Here is a 21088-nt window from a genome sequence, read left to right as displayed (position 1 = left end):
GTATGAGTGCTAGCAATATTGAACCATATTTGCGACAGGTGCTAGCTTATTTGCAAAAGCGAGGTGTCAGCAAGCAAGATGCTGAAGATATCACACAAGATGTGGCGATGAAATACTTAGAAAATCAGCATAAGGTTGAACACGGGAAAGAAAGAGCCTGGTTGTTTCGAGTTGCTTTAAATAAGCGCTGTGATTTAATCAGAAAAAATTCCGTTCAAACTCGCTATGTGTTAACACAGGGAGCAACAGAGCTGCAAAATGCGCCGATGGATTTTGTATTATCAAAAGAGCAATTCGAGCAATATGCGAAAGCGTTAAATAAACTAAAGCCTCAATACAAAAACCTACTTATCTTAAAATATGAGTATGGTTTGAAATATGAAGAGCTTTCTGAGCAATTTAATATGAAAGTGACGACTATTAAGTCAGCACTTTATCGAGCACGCAAGCTATTTATGAAGCATTATGCATATCAGCTTATGTGAAAAAAAGCCAATCTTCTACTTAGAGGATTGGCTTTTTTCATTCCTTACTGCGCATTTTTCGTTTTTGGTACGCTAAACTTCCAATGCTGATGGCAATAAACAAAATAGTGAATTGAGAAATGGTTTCAAATGAAGCGGCATCATCAACTTTAAACCCCCATAAGAAAAACGCAAATGTCCAAATCAATCCAAACGAGAATGTTGTGGTTATATAATTAAGATGTGGCATTTTCGTTGTTCCTAAAAATAAGGGCATAACGTGGCGCATTCCCGGCAAGAAGAAGCTGAGCATAATACCAAAGGAACCGTATGAAGCAATAAGATTTTCAATTTCATATCGTTTTTTTTGAAAGCGTGATTGAGATAGAGATTTTATCGTTTGCTTGCGAAACCATCTAGCAAATAAGAATTTTATATATAAGCTAAGCATCATGGCACTGTAAGTCAGAAGAAAAGCAACAAAAGGGTGAAAAGTCGAAAGGGTGGCATGATTGCCTGCAAGCATAATGAAGAGAGGGTCTGGAATAGGTGTGAAATTAGCACCAATGATGATTAATAAAAAGAAATATCCGTATCCAAACTGTTGAATTACTGTAATAATTTGATCCACCACGGCGCTTCCTCCCTATTTTTGTCAAAGTTACTATAGTATACGAATGCTTTACAGGGATGTTCATTAAACAATCCGCCCGTTTTTAACTCTTTGTCCATCATATTACAAACTGCTGTAGAATTATTCACATTAATTGCTTTTTGGTTTAAAATAAGAACGTACATTCTGTTGGTTCGAATAGAAAGAAGGTGAGAGTGTTGAAAGAGATGTATCCAAAAAAGGGAAGAGTAATATTGCATATTGACGCGAATGCATTTTATGCTTCGGTGGAAGAAGCACGTAATCCAGCGCTAAAAGGAAAACCTATGGCCATTGCAGGTAACCCAAAAGAACGTAGAGGAATTGTGGTAACGTGTAACTATGCAGCGCGCAATGAAGGGGTATACGCACCGATGCCACTATGGGAAGCGAAGAAAATTTTCCCTCAGCTCATTGTATTAAAACCAGATTTTACTCTTTACCGTAAAGTATCAGCGCAAATGTTTTCTTACTTATCGACAATCTCTTCTATTCTTGAGCCTGCTTCAATTGACGAAGGATACTTAGATATTACGGATTGCTTTCATCAAGGTACGCCGCTTGAGATTGCACAGCGAATACAGAACGACCTGTTGAATGAATTACAAATACCTGTCTCAATTGGCATTGCACCAAATAAATTTTTAGCTAAAACGGCGAGCAATATGAAAAAACCTCTTGGAGTTACAATCTTAAGAAAGCGAGATGTTAGTCAGAAACTTTGGCCACATCCAGTAGTTTATATGCATGGTATAGGTGATAAAACTGCTGAGAAATTGAATGCTGTTCATATCCATACGATTGAAGAGCTAGCGCATGCAGATGATCATAAGCTAAAGACCGTAGTGGGAATAAGAGGAATAGAAATGAAGCAAAGAGCTAATGGAATTGACGATCGATCTGTAAACCCAAATCGCCGGTCAGAGTTTAAATCGATTGGAAATTCAAAAACGCTAGCGAAAAATCTAACAGATGATCGTGAAATGGTACCGGTTTTAAATGACCTCACGGAGTCTGTTAGCCAGCGAATGCGCGTAAAAAAAGTAGTCAGCAAAACGATTCAGTTAACCATTCGCTACGGTAATTTTAAAACCATTACAAGAACCCAAACCATTGATCAGTGGACGAATCAGCAAAAAGTGTTGTTACATTGGGTAAACAAGCTGCTTCAAAAGCATTGGGACGGTGAACCTGTTCGATTGTTAGGAGTAGCTGCTTTACAAGTAGAAAGAATCAATGCTCGAGATCAAGAACAGCTGAGCTTATTTACATATGAACGACATGCAAAAGATGAACCGCTTTATAAAGCAGTTCAGGAGCTTCAAAGTAAGTATGGTGACGAAATAATACGCAAAGGGTTAAAAAAAGAGGAAAAGTGAGTATAGAACGAGATGTTTCAATCCACTCTAAAAGGGTAATATATCCATAGAACGTGCAAGAGCGTTTTTGCATGAGCAAGGACTTTACAATTACGTATATGAGGTGATTTCAATGTCAGTTTTATTTACTTCAAAAGCAACAGCAGTAGGCGGAAGGGAAGGGCACGTCAAATCAGATGATGGCCTAATTAATTTAGATTTAGTCATGCCTTCGCCAAACAATAAAAAAGAAGGAACAAACCCTGAGCAACTTTTTGCAGCAGGATATGCTTCTTGCTTCGACGGAGCTTTAAATTTAATTGCTAAAAAGCAAAAGCATTCTATTGAATCATCTATTACCGCTGAAGTTAGTTTAATGAAAGACCCAGCAGATGATGGATTTAAGCTAGCAGTAACGCTAAATGCACATATAAAAGGGGTATCTCAAGAAGATGCTGAAAAGCTAGTGAAAGCAGCACACGATTTTTGCCCATATTCAAAAGCAACTAGAGGAAATATTGATGTAACGTTAAACACAACGGCTGAATAAAAAAGCGGTGCACTTTTGTGCACCGTTTTTTTATTTAATTGTTTTTTCCATTATAACTATGGATAGCAGTTAACAACTCATGAAGCATTCGTTTTAAATTTGCTAGCTCTTCAGGAGAGTAATCGGTCATATTAAATACTTCATCTGGAATTTGGCACGCTTTATCTCGAAGCGTAGCACCTTTTTCTGTTAAGCTTACTAACACAACTCGCTCATCTTCCTGAGAGCGTTCGCGGATTACAAGCTCTTGCTCTTGCATACGTTTCAGCATTGGAGTTAGCGTACCAGAATCTAAATATAAAAGCTCTCCCATTTTTTTTACACTAACTTGTCCATGCTCCCATAGGACAAGAAGAGCTAAGTACTGTGGATACGTGACGCCAATTTTATCTAAAAGGGGTTTATATACTTTTGTAATCTCACGTGACGTAGCATAAATCGAAAAGCAAAGCTGATTTTCTAACTTTAATCTTGAAAATAAATCGGTCATTTTAAGCTCCTTCAATATAATTGTTCACTATGTAATTATATACAATTTATCAAAGAGATTCAAAATAAACAAACATAAATTTTGACATAGTTTGTCAAAATACCTTAAATAAAAAAGCATTTTTTACATATACTAAGAAAAAAAGGGAGCTGTGCTCATGTATTTCGCGAAAAAAGGTATGGAAGAACAAGTTACTCAAATGATGGATACAAACGTTTATGCGTGTCAGTCTGACTCTTGTAACGGATGGATGAGAGAAGACTTTGTGACGGCAGATTATAATTGTCCAATGTGTGGAAATGAAATGTCTCAAGAAGTGAGAGAGCTACCTAAAATCAAGAAGGATTTTCAGTTTTATAATCGTTAAGCAAAGAGCGCCTAATAAAGAGGCTGGGGTATAAGTCATACAGCCAATAATAAACCTAAACGGTTGAGAGTTCCTTACTTTTAATCGTTCAGGTTTTTTTGGTTGATTTGGAAAATGAATTTGGAAACAAGGTGGAATGAAGCGCAGGGCACTCAACTCCTGCGGGATATAGAGTGAAACTGAGATCCCCGCAGCGAGGAGGGTCAGTTTCCTCCCCGCGGAGAGAGGCATTAGCGCAACGGAACGATTGTATTATGATGAAGAGCTCAGAAAAGGAAATATTCGTCTTTTGGAAATTTGTTTTGTTATGTACGCCCCTCTTTTATTTTTTATTATGCTTGCGGCGTCTTTTAAAATAAAAGTAAAAGCCTCCTAATAGTAAAGCAACTAATAATAATACGCTCGTTGGAAAATATAAGGTGCCAATATTCATAGTCATAACCTCCAGTATAGCAATCTAAATAGTTGAAACGTTTACGTTGTCTTAGAATTCCTATTCCCTTTATGCAGAGGGTTAAACACTAAAATAAAAAAAGAAGCCTCCCAGGCTTCTTTTAGTTTAATATTTTAACTGTAACCGTTTTGCGACCCCACTTCATTGCTTCGCTTTGAGACGGAATAAAAACGTCAATACGGTTCCCTTTAATAGCACCACCCGTATCGCCTGCAATCGCTTCTCCATATCCCTCCACATAAACGCGTGATCCAAGAGGAATAACGGACGGGTCAACAGCAATTACTTTTTGATTTGGGTTTGCACGGAGGTCAATACCTGTCTTTGTAATACCACTACAGCCAGTACAAAAAGCTGTGTAAGCCGTAGCTACAACCTGAAATTCTTTCTTTACTTCCTGGTTTTCAGAAGGGGCTGGTGTTTGTGGCTTAGAAGATACAGGATTTGATACCTCAGGGGCAGCTGGTGCTGGAGCAACAGATCCATTGACTTTAAGCACTTGATTAATGTAAATTGTGTTTGCTGACAAGCCGTTTAGCTCCTGTAATCTTGAAACTGAAATACCGTGCCTTTGGGCAATGCTCCACAACGTATCGCCTGGCTTTACTTTATATGTACTAACAGGAGCTTGTTGTTCTGGTTGTTCTATTTTTTCATCTGCCGGTGCTGTTACAGCGCTGGAGCCATTTACAGTTAACACTTGGTTCACGTAAATAACATTGGATGATAGGTTATTATACTGTTTTAATTGCTCAACCGATAAGCCGTGAGATTTTGCAATACGATAAAGCGTATCGCCTGATTGAACCTTATATGTATTTTGAGACGTAGAGGGTGATGGTGATGCTGTATTCGTGTCAGATGAACTACTAATATGTAAGGTTTGATTTGCATAAATGATAGTGGATGATAAGTTATTCCATGCTTGTAGGTCTTTTACTGATACATTGTATTTTTTTGAAATGCTATAAAGCGTGTCTCCTGACTGAACTTTATAAGTTTCCGCGTCTGCTGATGCCATGCCTGCAATTCCCATTGAAACAAGTGCCGTTGCACCAAGTGAAAAAATATGTTTTTTCATTCTTTTTTCTCCTTTGTGACTATGAATTTATTACCATTCTATCAATCTTATGTGACAGGAATGTTTCAATAGTATAGATAGTTTGTTACAAAAAAGAAAATAAAGGAGAAAAATTGTGTGTTTTTTGTCGTTATTTGTAGATATAAAGTCCTATCAATAGTTAATGATAGAAAAAATAGGAAATCCATGTCAGATTTTGTGACTGCATAAAGTGTTGGAACATGCTAGAATAGAAAAGTTGTAGAGAACGGAACGAATGAGTTGGAGGTGAAAGGCACTGTTAGAAAAACCTTGAGACAGTGCTTAACTCAATTGAAAAAAACAGTTTCACAGTATTTAAAAGAGTGGGTTCAGGCTTTATCAATGGAAATTAGCCACTTAAAGAAAGAAGGAGGGAGAAAAGAGCAGCTAGTTAACGGTGAATACGTAGGACGATATGGAGAAGCTTTTGTGTACCGTTTTCAGATGGTACGCTTTTTTCACATAATAGATGGAACGAGCATGCGTGTAAGGGTTCAAGATGCAGAGCTTGATGGCGAGATTTTAGCTCATGAAAAGCACGAGGTATATATAAAAGTAGGGGGCTATTTAGGGGCAGATGTTCCTGTTTTGTACTTGTTCAATGAACCATGGGAGCTTTTACAGGCACTGATTGACCGGTTAGAAGAACTGAAAGACTATAAGAAAAAGCGTGCAAGAGTTAAACGTTTAATGGCGGGTACAGCGAAGGTGAATCATGAAGAATACAAAATAAAAAATGATCTTCATGAGATTTTATTGAGAGCTCACCATAATCAAACAACGTATTTATGGGGGCCTCCTGGAACAGGAAAAACATATACGCTTTCACGTATTATTAATAGCATGTACCGAAAGAAGAAGCGTGTCTTGGTAGTGTCGCACAGCAATGCAGCGGTTGATGTATTAATGAACGAAGCATTAATGCGTATTGAAGCGAAGCATAAGTGGAAAAAAGGAGAGGTTGTACGTTATGGAGCTATGGCAAATGAAGAGCTTCAGACAAAACTTTCTACGACTCTATTAGTTGAACACGAGCATCCAGATCTTGCAAGAAAAGAAAAGGACCTGCAAGAACAATATGTACGTTTAACAAGATATCCTTCTAAAGAGCGTGAAATTCAACAGGTTAAAAAGAAGCTCACTAGCGTGAAGCAGGAGATGGCAGAGCTGGAAAAAGAGCTGGTACAAAAAGCAGTCATTATTGGAACAACATTAACTAAAATGGCAACGGACGCATCGGTTTATGAAAAAGAATATGATGTAGTAATTGTAGACGAAGTAAGTATGGCTTATACGCCACAAGTGGCTTTAGCAGCTTCTTTAGGTAAGCACATTGTTGTTTGTGGAGATTTCAAGCAACTTCCAGCCGTTTCTCAATCAAAGCATGCGTATGTGAAAGAAGCACTAGGACGTGATATATTTGAACAATCGGGGATTGCAGCACAAATTCATGAAGGAAACTGGCATCCACATTTAGTAATATTAAAGCAGCAACGTCGTATGCATCCAAATATTTCAGCGTTTACAAACGCTCATGTATATGGTGGTAAAGTAAGCAATCATCCATCTGTAGTACAGCGAGAAGCAGTTGCTCAACTAAAACCGTTTGTAGATAAAGCTCTTGTACTTCTGAATACAAGCGGTATTAAGACATTTGCTCAAAAAGAAAAAAATGGGGGGTCACGGTATAACTTAGTGTCTGCTTTTATTTCAAGTAGCTTGCTTATTCGCGCATTTAAAAGTGGAATTACATCATTAGGTTATGTTACCCCATATCGAGCACAAGCGCAGCTTGTAAGAGACCTAGTAAAAGGAACGATTCCTGAAGAGCATATTCTTGCTGCAACGGTTCATAAGTTTCAAGGTTCTGAAAAAGACCTTATGATTTTTGATGCGGTTGATAGTCATCCTTTTTCAAAGCCAGGCATGCTTCTTACAAATGAATTAGCAGACCGCCTTATAAACGTAGCAATTACAAGAGCAAAAGGAAAATTTATTATGATAGGTGACGTTCCTTACTTAGCTAAACGTTTGCCTAAAGAGCGCTTGCTTTTTAAGCTACTTCAATATATGAATGAACAAAATGTCATCTACCAACCGAATGAATATTTGAAAGAAATGATTCAAGATAGCCAGCTAATTTGGCATAAAGGAATGGATGTTGACAAGATAGTAATGGATATTAGACGTGCGAAAAATAAATTGTTTATCGTGTTGCCTACTATAAAAGAATGGCCAAATAGGCTTTGGGAAGCGATTAATAAATTTCAGGGAACGGTTACAATTTTGACAAAAGAACCTGGAAGGCTTAAGGTCAAAGAAGGAGTTGAAGTTATACCTTCTCATCTTCCTTTTTTTATCTTTGCGATGGATGAGAAGTGTTTGTGGTGTAGCAACGAGAGTAATCAAGGAAACTCTATTCCTTTAACCGTTCGCATTGAGTGCTTAGACTTTGTCCAAATGTTCTTAAGTTATGTGGATATGACGCCCGTTTTTAGTCATTCAAGGCAAGATTGGCTGCAGATAAATAAAATAGGATATTCATTAGCAGACTACTTAAGTATATGGGATCGATGTTCGGAATGTCATAGCGTTCGAGACGCTGAAGTGACAGTAAAAGGAAAAGTTCGGTTTGTTTGTCATCACTGTGGGAATACAGGTGGTATAACGAGGAAAATTTTCCAAGATTATTTAAGGTATGTAACTGCTGAATGTAAAGCCTGCAACAAAGAGGTTGAAGTTGCTTTTCGAGAAGGTGTTTACGCTTACTGTCCGTCATGTAAAAAAGAGGCGCTACCGAAAGATTTGCTTTCTATCTAAAAGAGAAAGGGTGTGTTCACTTTGGACAACCAAGCCCCCTTAGTATTAGCAAAATCACTTGTAGAAGGGAAGATACAAAAAAGTTGGTTGATCGTGGGTTCATATCTAGAAAATGGTTCGTCCTTATTGGATACGTATCTTTTAATAACCAATGCTATGTATCAGATTGGACAATGGTGGCAAGAGAATAAAATTTCAGTTGCTGATGAACATTTGGCTACCGCGACATGTGATTATGTACTTGCTCGACTACAGTTTACGTTGAACAAAGATAAGCTTCCAAGCAAGCGTGCTTTGCTTTTTTGTGTCGAAGGAGAAGAGCACTATATCGGTCTGAAGATGTTGGCGTCTTTGCTTGAAGAATATAGGTGGGAAGTGAAAAATTTAGGAGCTAATCTTCCTTTACCATACGCTATTAACAGCATTGAAAAGTGGAAGCCAGAAGTTGTTGGAATATCTATTTCACAGGTACATTTGTTGCCAAGCTTAAAGCAATACATTAACGAAATAGAAAGTTTAGCTTATCCACCGACTGTTTTAGTAGGTGGTAGGTTACTTCAACATTATGATCTAACTGGATATGGTTCAACACAAACCGTATTTATTAATAAGGTTGAACAATTTGAGCAGTGGCTGCTTGAAAACGCACTGAAGCAGTCTCTTGTATCGGGGGAAAAAATATGACGTCATTATCGCTTGAAGCTATTCCCGTTCCGTTATTTATTGTGGATAAAAATGGACGAATCATTGATTTTACACCGAGCGTTACTAAAACATTTTTACCAGCTCATGAAATAGCCGACATAATTGATAAAGATAGTCATCAAAAGCTAAAAACTCTCGTTCGAGAACGAGAAGAAAAGCGTGTGGAACTTAATATGGTTACGTTTGATAATCCGGTTGCTTTATTTGATGTTTACTATAAACCAGCAGCGTATAATAACCAGGATGTATTTATTTGTTATCCCGTTCATGAATATATGACAAATATTCAGTCAACGCTAAACCAATTTAGAAGTATGATTATTCAAGAGCCAGAACATGCAAAGCAAACATTGACTGTTATTGAAGAAGATCAAGACACCATTACCCAGCTTCATTCACTCTCATCTAAGCGTCAGCTACGGGAAATGAAAAGAAATGTAAAGACGGTATTAGATTTATTGACGATTATTCATCCGGATGTAATTGAAGCTGAAAAAGCTGAGTACTTCGATTTAATCGTTACTCAGCTTTCACATACACATGAAATTATAGACGAGCTTTTATGTCAATTAAATGAAAAGAATGCCGCCGTTAATTAAGAGAGGGGTAAGCGTATCTCAACGGTAGTACCTTTGTTTTCTTCACTATCATAGAAAATGGTTCCTTTGTGATTGCTAATGATTTTATGACTCACCATTAGTCCAAGCCCTGTTCCTTTTTCTTTGGTAGTAAAGAATGGTTCGCTAATTCTTTTTAAACGTTCTTTTGGCATTCCTTTACCTTCATCAATAACATGTACAACAATTCGTTGATCCGTAAGGTCATAGTTTGCATTAACGTAAATTGAACCTGGATTGTCCATTGCCTCAATTGCATTCTTCACCATATTAATAAATACTTGCTTCATATCTTTTTCAATACAATACATTGTAGGAAGGTCATCAGCAATATTACTAGTAATTGTAATGTTTTTCATAATGGCTTGTGTATGAAGAAGGGTACAGACATCCATTAAGATTGTGCTAATGTTTTTGTGCTCATACTTTACCACTTCAGGCTTCGCTAAAATCAATAGCTCGCTGATAATGAGTTCCAAACGGTTAAACTCTGACATCATTACGTCAATATATTCTTTTTTGTACTTTTCTTCTTGAAGCATCAACTGCAAAAAGCCTTTTAATGACGTTAAGGGATTGCGGATTTCATGCGCAATTCCAGCTGCTAGCTGTCCTAAAGCAGATAGCATTTCAGAATTTTTCAGCATGATTTCAGATTGTTTGTGCTGAGAGATATCCTCGCTTAATCCAATGTAATGAAGCACTTCATTTGCTTCATTTTTAATCGGCATTAATAATAAACGCTGCCAAACGGCTTCACTGTCATCGTTTGTATAAGAAATCTCACCATTCCATTTCTTTCCACGATATACTTCATTCCAGATAGAAGGGAAGTTTTTAACTCCTAGCTGCTTTGTATAAAAGTCGTATACGTGCATGCCAAACATTTCTTTAAAATCAACTTTGTATTCTGTGAACTTTTGATTCATATATTTAATTTGACCTTGATGATCCGTAATAAAGATACTTGTTGGGCTATGGGCAACAGCAAACGAAGTAATTGCTAGCTCTTCATTTGAACGCTTAATTTCCGTAATATCAATGAATGTAATAACCACGCCGTTAATTAAGTTTTCTGTTGTGCGATAAGGCATCATTTTCATACTGTACCACTGTCCGTTATCACTTTGAATTTCTTTGTGAATGGTTTCGTTTGACTGCAGTACATAGCGAGCATCATCAACTAAGTTGTTATAACGCAGGTTATGGGAAATATGAAAGAAAGGCCTTCCAACATCCTGATGTAGCACGTTAATAACCTTTTTCGTTTCCGGTGTAAACAGTTTGATATGAAGCTGATCATCTAAAAAGATTGTAGCAATAGTCGTACTAATTAATAGATTGTCAATATCATTATTCAAATCTGTTAATTCGTCAATTTTGCGTTCATATTGATTATTAACGCTAATCAGTTCTTCGTTGACAGATTGAAGTTCTTCGTTTGTAGACTGAAGTTCTTCGTTAGAAGCAATTAGCTCCTCATTTGTTGATTTTAATTCTTCATTTGTTGTTTCTAATTCTTCAATCGTTGTTTGTAAATGCTGTTGCGTATAGTGTAGCTCTTGCTCTAAATCAATTAATAATTCATTAATAGTACTTGTTTGATTTAAGTACAAAGTCTCTTCTATAGCAGAAGTACCAATTACTTCTTGCTCGTCAAATACGAGCAGGTGGAGTGAATCATTTGTTGGAAACGAAGAGACGGTCAAATTAAACCGTCTTGTAGATCCATCAATAATAAAGTCAATATCTTGACAACAAACGCTAATTCCTTGCTCTTTGACACGTTTTATAGCAGCTCCAATCGCTAATGAAACGTGTACGGGAACCATTTTAAAGATTGTGTAATGAATTTTTCCAGCTGGGACATTAATTAGCTTTGTAGCGTCTTTAGAGCAGAAAATTACTTCATTATATTCATTTAAAACAAGACAAGGACTCATAAAGTTATTGATTAATGCTTGATACATGCTATCCAACTGCAAAGAAGGAAGTGGTTTATAAAGCTGGTTAGGTATTGGCGCATGTGTCATTGTTGAGTCGTTAGAAATTGACTTTGATAATTTAAATGAGCTAGCTAGCTGTCTGTTCGGTTGACCTGTGCTTTTGAATACTTTCCACTTGTTACTGATAGGTTGAAATAAGTTAGATAGCTTTCCTGTTGTTTCGCTAGGTCCTAAGAATAAAGTCCCTTCATCTGTCAATGAAAAGTGGAAGAGCGATAAAATTCGCTGCTGTAACTCAGCTTGAAAGTAAATCAACATATTCCGACAGCTAATTAAGTCAACGTTAACAAACGGTGAATCCTTTGCAATATTATGTGGAGCAAATACAATCATTTTGCGAATGCTTTTTTTTACTTGATAAGAATTATGCTTTGTTGGTTCAAAGTACTGACTGATTTGTTCTTCTGAAAACACGCTTAAGTTATCTTCTGTATAAATTCCTTGACTCGCAACTTTAATTGCTTGCTTGTCAATATCTGTTGCAAAGATTCGAACATCGAAATAATGGTTAACAGTTAATAAATATTTATGAAATAGAATAGCTAGTGAGTAAGCCTCTTGGCCAGTGGAACAGCCTGCAACCCAAATGCGAATTTCATCTTCTTTACGCTCAATTTTTCGATTTACAATCTTGGGGATTACCTGTTCTTCAATTAATGAAAAAGCTTCTTTATCCCTCAAAAATTGCGTTACGCCAATTAATAAATCACGCTGAAGATCAACAATTTCAACAGGATGAGCATTTAAATAATCTCGATAAACTTCCAGCGTCTCACATGGAGTATCTAATAAAGACATTCGCTTTTCAATGCGCCTAAGCACGCTATTTTTTTTGTAAAGAGAAAAATCAATTCCAGTTTTCTTTTTTATTAATGTGAAAATATATTGAAGAGTTTCTTCGTTGTATTGAAAGTCATAGTTTAGTAGATTGTTTTGAATTAGTTCAGGCATAGCTGAGGGTGAAAGAATATAATCAGCTAAGTGAGCTTGGACTGCGCTATGAGGCATATCTGGGTATTTTGCAGTTGTTTCATCCTGAACTAAAACGGTTCCGCCTTCTGCGCGAATCAGCTTAGCGCCTTCTGTCCCATCGTTTCCTTTTCCAGATAGAATAACGGCCGTACAGTTTGTTTTATGACTCAAAGCTAAAGATGAAAAGAGTTTATCAATTGGAAATTTCACTTGTTCATTTTGATCGTAAGGTGTTAGCTCTAATACAGAGCCTTTTAAAGTAACAAAATAGTGAGGAGCAGCTAGGTAAACAGTATTTTCTTGTAACGTCATACCGTCTTCAATTTGAACAATATCCATATTGGTTTTTTTGGCTAAAAGCTCGGGCATAAAACTTTTATATTTTGATGATAAATGCTGAATAACAATAAAAGCCATGCCGTTTGAAGAAGGCATATTTGCAAAAAATTGCTCAATTGCATCTAGACCACCAGCCGAAGCCCCAATTCCTACGACATGGATGGCTTTTTGGTTATGTACTTCAGGTGATAAGATGGTAGAAAACGTTTTGTTTTTCATATTGTGACCTCCAAGTTCCGGTGAAATTCTGTTTTCTATATGTTAGGAGTGAATTTTACCGATAATAGTATAAATGTATTAATGGTCAGCGAAAGTTTTCTTCATCTGTCACTGAGTAGAAAGCTAATCATTATCTACAGACTGAAACCTCATTAGAAATTCTTAAATGAGGTAAATAAAGAAAAAAATTCTAAAATATCCATATATGTATTTTAGCAAAACTTAAGGTCTGTTCAAATCATGTTTTGTAAATTTCTTTATAATTATTGAAAAACATCCAAAATAAATAATTTACCCTCAATTATCAAGCATAAACATAAAAGTAGCAAAAAAAGTCGATTTCTGGAGGATTTTCTAATAGAGAAATTTGTTGAAAAATAATTTTGAATTCGTTTTCATCTCTTTTGTACTATGTGCTGATAGCATTATTTCTACCTTGTCGACAGGTTGACAGTCATTTTGAGCGTGTTACGATAGTTACCGTTGAAAGAACACGAACAAAAATACGAACATTTGACAGGGGAGATTTGATGATCAAAACAAAAAAGATTGCTTTTCTAGGTGCCGGGTCAATGGCAGAAGCAATGATTTCTGGTATGATTGATTCTAACATTGTTCCAGCAAAAAATATTGTGGTAACAAACCGCAGCAATGAAGAACGCCTCTTAGAATTGGAAAATAAATACGGTATTCAAACAAGAAAAAGAGCTAATTTAGACATGACGGATATTGATGTGTTCATTTTAGCAATGAAACCAAAAGATGCTGAGCAAGCATTATCCTCTTTAAAACCCAATATCACAAAAGATCAAGTTGTTTTATCAGTGCTAGCTGGTATTTCAACAGCCTTTATGGAAGATCTATTGCATGAAGAACAACAAGTTGTTCGAGTGATGCCAAATACCTCAAGTATGATTCAACAATCTGCTACAGCAATATCTCCAGGACAATATACAGCAATGGATTCAGTCATTTTAACAAAAGAGCTACTATCGTCAATTGGTCAAGTTTACGTTATTGATGAGAAACAAATGGACATTTTCACAGGCATTGCCGGTAGTGGACCAGCGTACTTTTATTTCTTAATGGAGCATATTGAAAAAGTAGCCAAAGAAGAGGGGTTAGATCCAGAAGTAGCCAGAGCAATCGGAGCACAAACCATATATGGTGCGGCAAGAATGATGATGGAGCGCGACGAAACGCCAACAGAGCTTCGGGAAAACGTAACGTCTCCAAACGGCACAACAGCAGCAGGCTTGAAAGCACTTGAAGAACATGGTGGCGGCACGGCAATTATGCGCGCGGTAAAAGGAGCATCAAACCGTTCAAAAGAAATGAGTGAACAGCTTGAAAAGGTATCCGGCAAAGCATAAACCATAACTTCATATTCTTCGTTATTACCCTCATATTTATAAATCAATAAAATAAACAAACGAAATGAATTAACTAGGAGTGATTTGATGAGTCCCGATGGTAAGAAGCGGGTTGTAATTAAGATTGGAAGCAGTTCTTTAACAAGTTCACACGGTGAGATTAGTCGAAAGAAATTGGAGCGCCTTGTTGACCAAGTAGTTGAATTGAAAGATCAAGGTCATGAGGTGCTGCTTGTTTCATCGGGTGCGGTAGCGGCAGGATACAGAAAGCTTGGTTGTTTAGAAAGACCTAGCTCATTACCTGAAAAACAAGCGGCTGCATCCATTGGCCAAGGACTTTTAATGGAAGCATATTCTGAGCTGTTCTTATCTCATGGCTACGTGGCGTCACAAATCTTAATTACAAGGGATGACTTTTCTGACGAAAGCAGATATAACAATGCACGTAATACCATTAACGTCTTGTTAGAGCGAGGAATTGTCCCAATTGTTAATGAGAACGATACGGTAACTATTAACCGTCTGAAGTTCGGGGATAATGATACGTTATCTGCTAAAGTTGCAGGATTAGTTGATTCGGATCTACTTATTATCCTATCTGATATTGACGGACTATACAGCGCAGATCCTCGTGAAAATCCAGATGCAGAGTTATTATCACATGTATCTGAAATTACGCCAGAAATTGAAGAAGGCGCTGGAGACTCTGGAAGTTCAGTTGGTACAGGTGGTATGCGATCAAAAATCGATGCATTTAAAATTTCAATGGCTTCTGGAATTCCGTCATTCCTTGGAAAAGCAGGAGTTCCAAATATTTTAACAGAAGCCGTGTTAGGTGAAGCAGTTGGAACGTATTTTGAAGCCGGAGAAGATGCTGTTAACTTAAGTCAAAAAGAACAGTGGATTGCGTTTAACTCAGGACCTGAAGGGGAAATAGTTATTAAAGACGAAGCAAGAACGGTTATTGTAGAGGAAAAGAAGCCGCTCCTACGAGAGCATATTAAGTTTATAAAAGGTCATTTTGAAGAAGACTCAGTTGTTAGAATCTTAGATGTTGATGAGCAAGAGCTTGCATTAGGTGTTTCGAACTATTCTTCCGAAGAATTGGCTCAAAACCAAGAAATCAATGAACCTGTGGTTGACAGTGAAGGATTGGTTTGTCACGTCGAAATTCCGATTCCTGTGGGTCTTTAATTAATCAATCGAAGAGCAACAAATCTATGGTATAATGATGTAAAAAAAATAATCATAATATTAAAAAAAATATTGTAAATCTTATCCAGGAGTGATTTTGTGGTACAGGTAAAGGCAGATATTTCGGTTAAGCAACAAGCGGTGTTAGCTAAAAAAGGTGCAAAACAGCTTAGTCTATTAACAACAGAGCAAAAAAACAAAGCGCTTTTAACAATTGCAGATGTACTTGAAGAGCACACGGATGACATTTTAAAAGCCAATGAAAAAGATTTAGAAAATGGAAAAGAAAAAGGTTTTGATGATGCATTAATGGATCGTTTAGCATTATCTGTTGAACGTGTAAAAGACTTTGCAGATGGATTAAGGCAGGTATCAAAGCTTGATGACCCAACTGGAGATATCTTAACTGAATGGACGCTCGAAAATGGTCTAAATGTTAAACAAGTTCGCGTTCCGCTTGGAGTAATTGGAATGATTTATGAAGCGAGACCGAACGTAACGGTGGATGCTACAGGTCTGGCGTTAAAATCAGGTAATGCAATTGTATTAAAAGGTGGCTCGTCTGCCATCCATTCCAACAAAGCCATTGTCGAAGTCATGCATAAAGCATTAGATAAAACAGAAATTCCTAAAGAAGCTGTCCAGTTTATTGCAAGCACAAATCGTGAAGCAACGCAGCAGCTCTTTACGATGAAAGAGCATATTGACGTATTAATTCCACGTGGCGGTGCATCATTAATCCAGGCTGTTGTAAACAATGCCACTGTTCCTGTATTAGAAACAGGAGTAGGGAACTGTCACCTTTACATCGATGAACATGCAGACGTTGAAAAAGCTATTTCAATTCTAATCAATGCTAAAACAGATCGCCCAGCGGTATGTAACGCAGCTGAGACGGTATTAGTTCATGAAAAGTGGCTTGAGCAAAACAGCAGCCGTTTAATTCAAGCGTTTAAAGACTTTAATATTGAAGTATTTGGTGATGAGCTAACAGTTTCTACAATTCCTGGTGCTAAAGAAGCAAAAGAAACGGATTGGGCAGAGGAGTATTTACGCCTTGCAATTGCTATGAAGGTTGTTTCAAACGTAGATGAAGCAATTGAACACATTGAAGTATATGGGACGAAGCATTCAGAAGCTGTAATTACAGAAGATGAAAGTGTTGTGAAGAAGTTTATGGCGTTAGTAGATGCAGCAGCTCTTTACCATAATGCTTCAACTCGCTTTACAGACGGTGGTGCGCTTGGTTTTGGAGCAGAAATCGGAATTTCAACTCAAAAACTTCACGCAAGAGGACCAATGGGCTTACCGGCGCTAACAACGATTAAGTATGTAATGAGCGGAAATGGTCAAGTACGCTAATTTCATAAAAGTAATTATGTAAAAGAAACTCAGCAGAGATGCTGAGTTTCTTTTATGTAGTTTATAAAATATAGTTGTCAATTCCCTGAAAATATAGTATTATTGAATTTTTTTCTAAACTCTGCTATAATAAAAATACGTAATTTTTTTACTATTGTATCCTCATATAAGCGTAGATGCTTTATGACAAACATGCGCTTATAATCTTATAATAATACTCCATCTTTGATTCGTTTCTCTCATGATAATATTAAATCTTCACGATAGGTCATTTACCGATATGCTCCATTTTAATAAACTCATGATGATACCCATATGAAGACGGATAGTAGATTACTTTAAAAGGAGATTATGTCTATGTATAACCGAAAAAATGTTGAACCAGCTGTAATTGAAGAAACAAAAGTATGGGAATGTACGTCAGATAGCTGTAATTGTTGGGTTCGTGACAACTTTAAGAGCGGTGATCAACCAACTTGTCCGCTTTGTAAAAGTGAAATGCAACAAGCAACGAAAGAGTTACAAGTGATTCACAATCCAAAAGTAATTGATTAATAAAATACGAGGTTTATAGAAACTGCTCATATCCTTTGTAACATGGATTTGAGCAGTTTTTTTGGTATGCGGGCAACAAATGATAAGATTGTGAACGTTTTTGGGCAATTGTTTCATTTTTATATAAAAAAATGAAACCTTTTGATACGATGAAACGTAGTACAAGTTACGTAGAAAATTTTGCGTATGTAACTATATAGTAGGGGGAAAAAATCTATGTTGAAAAAAGTACTAGCAGCTTGTGTAACGCTTACGATTATGTTTTCACCAGTAGGTGGGGCATTGGTTCAGGATAGCTCAACCATTGTAAGCGCAAAAGGTTATAAATCAGGAAAGCGTTCTTTTGATAGCGGAAACAGCAATCAACCAAGTATGTTTAAGAACAACAATAATAATACAAACAGTAACTCTTCTGTAAATCAAAAGAACAACACAACAAATAACTCAAAATCAACGAACACAGCAAGTTCTAATCGCGGTGGTTTAATGAAAGGATTACTATTCGGTGGGCTTGCAGGATTACTGTTTGGTAGTATGTTAGGAAATCTAGGTGCATTAGGTCCAGTAATTGGCTTCTTAATTAATGCATTAGCAATTGTAGCACTTATTTTAATCGTCATTCGACTGTTTCAAAGCATTAAACGTAACAAGCGTAAAGAACAGGAAGTGAACTCTTGGAGAAACTAAAAATTTCAGAACAAGACATTATCAATGCAATGTGTCTTTATATTGCTGATAAAAAGCAAGTGCAACCTCACGAAGTTGAGATTGAATTGATGTATGATGATGACTATGGCTTTTCAGCCGAGTCATACGTAAATGACCGAAAACAGGTTCATATTACGTTAAATATCATTGAGGCACTGCGTTTATGGTTAGATACACAGATGAACATTGATCCATTTTCAACAGGCTTGGAATTAGAGTTAGATGACGAGGAAGGCATTATTGCTTACGCAACGGTAAGACAAGGATGAGTCAGGCCTTAACAATATCAAAAGAAAAAAAGAAAGCATTGATTGAAGAAATTCAAACATATTTTTTAAACGAACGTGATGAAGAAATTGGAGAGTTAGCAGCGAGTTTACTGCTTGATTTCTTTGTTGATAAAATTGCTATTGAGTTCTATAACTTAGGCGTTGAAGATTCATATCGTTATATGAGTGATCGTTTAGAAGATTTGTTTGCTATCCAAAAATAACCCTGCAAATTGCAGGGTTATTTTTTATTTACTTAGCTGTGTGTTTGCTTTCGTAGTTTTTTTTCCAAAAAACCACCAGTTTGCATTGCCTAATAGTTTCATAAGAGAAGGGACAAGCAGCATTCGAACAACCGTAGCATCAATAAAGATAGCAAGGGCAATACCAACGCCCATTTGTTTGACAGGTGTAATACCAGTAAAGGCAAATGCACCTGTAATTACAATCATAATAAGGGCGGCGCTTGTAATAATTTTACTTGTTGAAGCTAATCCTTCAACAGTTGCTAGGTTATTATCTCCTGTTTGTTCATACACTTCATGAATGCGTGAGATTAAGAATACTTCATAGTCCATACTTAATCCAAATACTAGTCCGAACACAAATACCGGAAGGACTAAAGCAATATTAGACTCTGTTAAACCGAGATGTCCTCCTTGGAACAGCCAAACAAGCAAACCAAAAGTAGCTGTTAAGCTTAAAATGTTCATAATGATTGCTTTCAATGGAATTAAAACGGAACGAAAGGCAATCATAAGGATTAAATAAGTAGATGCTAGGACCAGCAATAAGCCGTAAGGAGCTTTTTCGTATATTTCATCAAAAATTTCTTGTTCAAACTTTGGATATCCGCCTACATACAGTTCCAGATCACCCGGAGTTTTAGAGGCCCACGTCTTTACAAAATCCTTTGCTTCCTTTGAGCTTTGTTTCGTGTCTAACGTTGCTTTGATAAACATATAATCAGTGTTTACAAATGTATCAACTGCGGGCTTGGTTTGAGCCTTTAGCTGTTGGTTGTTCAATAGCTGGCTAAGTTCTTCCCCGGAATCTACTTTTAATGCAGTAGGTAAAGAGTCAACTTTTGCGACTAAATCATCTTTTTCTATTTGATGAATAAACGATACAACATCATTTAGGGAATCTTCTGCTAACATATCTTCATTGCTTTTTAATACAAAGAAGACATCTGTAGTGGCTTCATCTGTAAAGCGCTCATTGTAAATTTCTAAAGCCTTCTTGGAATCATAGTTATCTGGTAGAGCTTCAGAAGATGGAATTTCCAGCTGCATATCCTTAATAGGAAGAAGAGCTGTTAATAAAATAACAAGGGACATAAGTGTCATAATAACTGGTCGTTTCATTACAAAATGAGCAAAAGAACGCCATTTTGATTGACCTGATTGATCATTTGTGCGTAGGATACGCAATCGATTTACCTTTTCACCAAGCATTGCTAGAATAGCTGGCAGTAATGTAATGGCTGATAAGACAGCTACAAATACAACAGCCATGCCTCCTAACGCTACGTTTTGAAAAATGTCTACTTGTATGAATAACATTCCAGCAAGCCCAATGAATACGCATAGTCCAGAGAAAATGACAGAGCGTCCAGCTGTTTGAACGGTCTTTTTCACAGCATTTTCTACGCTATTATGTGCGAGCTCTTCTTTAAAACGATTAATAAATAGAAGGGCAAAATCAATACTTAAAGCTAATCCAATCATTGGTACAACGTTTAAAATAAAGATGGACAATGGTGTTACATGATGAAAGAAATAGACGATTCCCATTGTCGTAATAACCGTCACGATGCCGATGATTAAAGGAATACCAGCTGCAACCACACCACCAAAAGCAAGTAATAAAACAATGAGTGCTACAGGGATTCCAATTGCTTCAGCCTTTGCTAAATCCTTTTGGCTAGCTGTATTCATATCTTGAACAATAACAGGTTCACCCGTTAGTTTCACGCTAATTTTATCGTTTTCAATTGGAATATCTCGAAGCTCATTCATTTCATTGTCTAAATCAACCGCTGCTTTGTTGAAATGAATAATGCCATACGCAAAGTTACCATCAACGGTATCACTATCTAGAGAAGGAGCATCAACTTTTAATACATAGTCCTTTTTATTAATGTTCTCTAAGTAATTGCTTGCGCTCTTAATCAGTTCTTCGTTTGAGACGTTACCGTTTGTTTCAAATAAAACAATCGCTTGAGATTCGCTGACGTCAAATTCATCAACAAGAAGCTGTTGTGTTTGCTTAAATTCACCGTCCATCTCAAAGCCATTACCTCCAAGGACAGATGGGAGCTTGAGGGCGAAGTAACCAAATGTAACAATCAAAACAATCCATATAGCTAAAAAAAGTTTACGATATCGATATAAAACTGTAGATAGCTTTTTCATAATAACCTCCATTTCTATATAACTACTAGCCTATTTTATAACAACCACTCATACAAATAGAAGTTATTTGGCACATTTAGTAGCAAATTAATTGT

The 21088-nt window shown here is 36.7% G+C and carries 20 protein-coding genes; 14 read left to right on the top strand and 6 right to left on the bottom strand.

Annotated elements, in window-relative coordinates:
• Positions 1 to 2: 2 nt before the first annotated feature.
• Positions 3 to 485, top strand: coding sequence for an RNA polymerase sigma factor (locus tag EPL02_RS00960; protein WP_094909930.1), 483 nt, complete (start codon positions 3 to 5; stop codon positions 483 to 485).
• Between the two features lie 37 nt (positions 486 to 522).
• On the opposite strand, the gene EPL02_RS00955 is transcribed toward EPL02_RS00960, so the two are convergent.
• The gene (locus EPL02_RS00955; protein WP_131886811.1) at positions 523 to 1098 is read right to left on the bottom strand and encodes a DedA family protein; all 576 of its coding nucleotides are present in this window, start codon (positions 1096 to 1098) and stop codon (positions 523 to 525) included.
• A 197-nt stretch (positions 1099 to 1295) separates the two neighbouring features.
• Between EPL02_RS00955 and EPL02_RS00950 the strand changes: the two genes are divergently transcribed.
• Entirely contained in the window at positions 1296 to 2495 is a 1200-nt protein-coding gene (locus EPL02_RS00950) for a DNA polymerase IV (protein WP_131886810.1), read from the top strand.
• Between the two features lie 112 nt (positions 2496 to 2607).
• A complete protein-coding gene (locus EPL02_RS00945; protein WP_094909933.1) occupies positions 2608 to 3024 on the top strand; it encodes an organic hydroperoxide resistance protein in 417 nt (138 codons plus the stop codon).
• Positions 3025 to 3058: 34 nt separating this feature from the next.
• Here the strand turns inward: EPL02_RS00945 and EPL02_RS00940 are convergent, their stop codons facing one another.
• Positions 3059 to 3514 carry a MarR family winged helix-turn-helix transcriptional regulator gene (locus EPL02_RS00940; protein ID WP_131886809.1) on the bottom strand — a complete coding sequence of 152 codons (456 nt, stop codon included), beginning with the start codon at positions 3512 to 3514 and terminating at the stop codon, positions 3059 to 3061.
• A 157-nt stretch (positions 3515 to 3671) separates the two neighbouring features.
• Here EPL02_RS00940 and EPL02_RS00935 point away from each other — a divergent pair, with 157 nt between their 5' ends.
• On the top strand, positions 3672 to 3881 hold the full coding sequence (locus tag EPL02_RS00935; RefSeq protein WP_094909935.1) for a cold-inducible protein YdjO-related protein: 210 nt from the start codon (positions 3672 to 3674) through the stop codon (positions 3879 to 3881).
• Between the two features lie 322 nt (positions 3882 to 4203).
• Here the strand turns inward: EPL02_RS00935 and EPL02_RS00930 are convergent, their stop codons facing one another.
• Complete coding sequence (locus tag EPL02_RS00930; protein ID WP_256993243.1) at positions 4204 to 4314, bottom strand: LPXTG cell wall anchor domain-containing protein; 111 nt, start codon at positions 4312 to 4314, stop codon at positions 4204 to 4206.
• 121 nt (positions 4315 to 4435) lie between these two features.
• Complete coding sequence (locus EPL02_RS00925) at positions 4436 to 5416, bottom strand: LysM peptidoglycan-binding and 3D domain-containing protein (protein WP_094909937.1); 981 nt, start codon at positions 5414 to 5416, stop codon at positions 4436 to 4438.
• 312 nt (positions 5417 to 5728) lie between these two features.
• Here EPL02_RS00925 and EPL02_RS00920 point away from each other — a divergent pair, with 312 nt between their 5' ends.
• Genes EPL02_RS00920 through EPL02_RS00910 form a run of 3 tightly spaced genes read left to right on the top strand, consistent with a single transcriptional unit; the run spans position 5729 to position 9561 of the window.
• The gene (locus EPL02_RS00920; RefSeq protein WP_131886807.1) at positions 5729 to 8257 is read left to right on the top strand and encodes a DEAD/DEAH box helicase; all 2529 of its coding nucleotides are present in this window, start codon (positions 5729 to 5731) and stop codon (positions 8255 to 8257) included.
• Positions 8258 to 8278: 21 nt separating this feature from the next.
• A complete protein-coding gene (locus EPL02_RS00915; protein ID WP_094909939.1) occupies positions 8279 to 8941 on the top strand; it encodes a cobalamin B12-binding domain-containing protein in 663 nt (220 codons plus the stop codon).
• A complete protein-coding gene (locus EPL02_RS00910) occupies positions 8938 to 9561 on the top strand; it encodes a PAS domain-containing protein (RefSeq protein WP_131886806.1) in 624 nt (207 codons plus the stop codon). Before EPL02_RS00915 ends, EPL02_RS00910 begins: the two co-directional genes overlap by 4 nt.
• On the opposite strand, the gene EPL02_RS00905 is transcribed toward EPL02_RS00910, so the two are convergent.
• On the bottom strand, positions 9558 to 13115 hold the full coding sequence (locus tag EPL02_RS00905) for a CheR family methyltransferase (RefSeq protein WP_131886805.1): 3558 nt from the start codon (positions 13113 to 13115) through the stop codon (positions 9558 to 9560). The two genes, EPL02_RS00910 and EPL02_RS00905, sit on opposite strands and share 4 nt — an antisense overlap.
• Positions 13116 to 13645: 530 nt before the next feature.
• Here EPL02_RS00905 and proC point away from each other — a divergent pair.
• The 7 genes from proC (at position 13646) to EPL02_RS00870 (ending at position 18800) form a co-directional block, all read left to right on the top strand.
• Positions 13646 to 14488 (top strand): pyrroline-5-carboxylate reductase, encoded by an 843-nt coding sequence (gene proC, locus EPL02_RS00900; protein ID WP_131886804.1) that lies wholly within the window; start codon positions 13646 to 13648, stop codon positions 14486 to 14488.
• A gap of 87 nt (positions 14489 to 14575) precedes the next feature.
• Complete coding sequence (gene proB, locus EPL02_RS00895; protein WP_094909943.1) at positions 14576 to 15682, top strand: glutamate 5-kinase; 1107 nt, start codon at positions 14576 to 14578, stop codon at positions 15680 to 15682.
• A gap of 99 nt (positions 15683 to 15781) precedes the next feature.
• A complete protein-coding gene (locus tag EPL02_RS00890) occupies positions 15782 to 17044 on the top strand; it encodes a glutamate-5-semialdehyde dehydrogenase (RefSeq protein WP_094909944.1) in 1263 nt (420 codons plus the stop codon).
• A gap of 357 nt (positions 17045 to 17401) precedes the next feature.
• Positions 17402 to 17599, top strand: a complete 198-nt coding sequence (locus EPL02_RS00885; RefSeq protein ID WP_094909945.1) for a cold-shock protein — start codon at positions 17402 to 17404, stop codon at positions 17597 to 17599.
• Between the two features lie 216 nt (positions 17600 to 17815).
• Complete coding sequence (locus EPL02_RS00880; RefSeq protein ID WP_094909946.1) at positions 17816 to 18286, top strand: hypothetical protein; 471 nt, start codon at positions 17816 to 17818, stop codon at positions 18284 to 18286.
• Positions 18274 to 18576, top strand: a complete 303-nt coding sequence (locus tag EPL02_RS00875; RefSeq protein WP_094909947.1) for a YxcD family protein — start codon at positions 18274 to 18276, stop codon at positions 18574 to 18576. The genes EPL02_RS00880 and EPL02_RS00875 overlap by 13 nt, the downstream gene beginning before the upstream one ends.
• Positions 18573 to 18800 (top strand): DUF2164 domain-containing protein, encoded by a 228-nt coding sequence (locus tag EPL02_RS00870; protein WP_094909948.1) that lies wholly within the window; start codon positions 18573 to 18575, stop codon positions 18798 to 18800. The genes EPL02_RS00875 and EPL02_RS00870 overlap by 4 nt, the downstream gene beginning before the upstream one ends.
• A gap of 24 nt (positions 18801 to 18824) precedes the next feature.
• Here EPL02_RS00870 and EPL02_RS00865 read toward each other — a convergent pair whose 3' ends face one another.
• Positions 18825 to 20993: an MMPL family transporter gene (locus tag EPL02_RS00865; protein WP_131886803.1), complete on the bottom strand. Its 2169-nt coding sequence runs from the start codon at positions 20991 to 20993 to the stop codon at positions 18825 to 18827.
• Between the last annotated feature and the right edge of the window lie 95 nt (positions 20994 to 21088).

The organism is Bacillus sp. CBEL-1, from assembly GCF_004348885.1.
GTDB lineage: Bacteria > Bacillota > Bacilli > Bacillales > Bacillaceae_H > Priestia > Priestia aryabhattai_A.
This window is presented reverse-complemented; position numbering and strand designations above follow the sequence as displayed.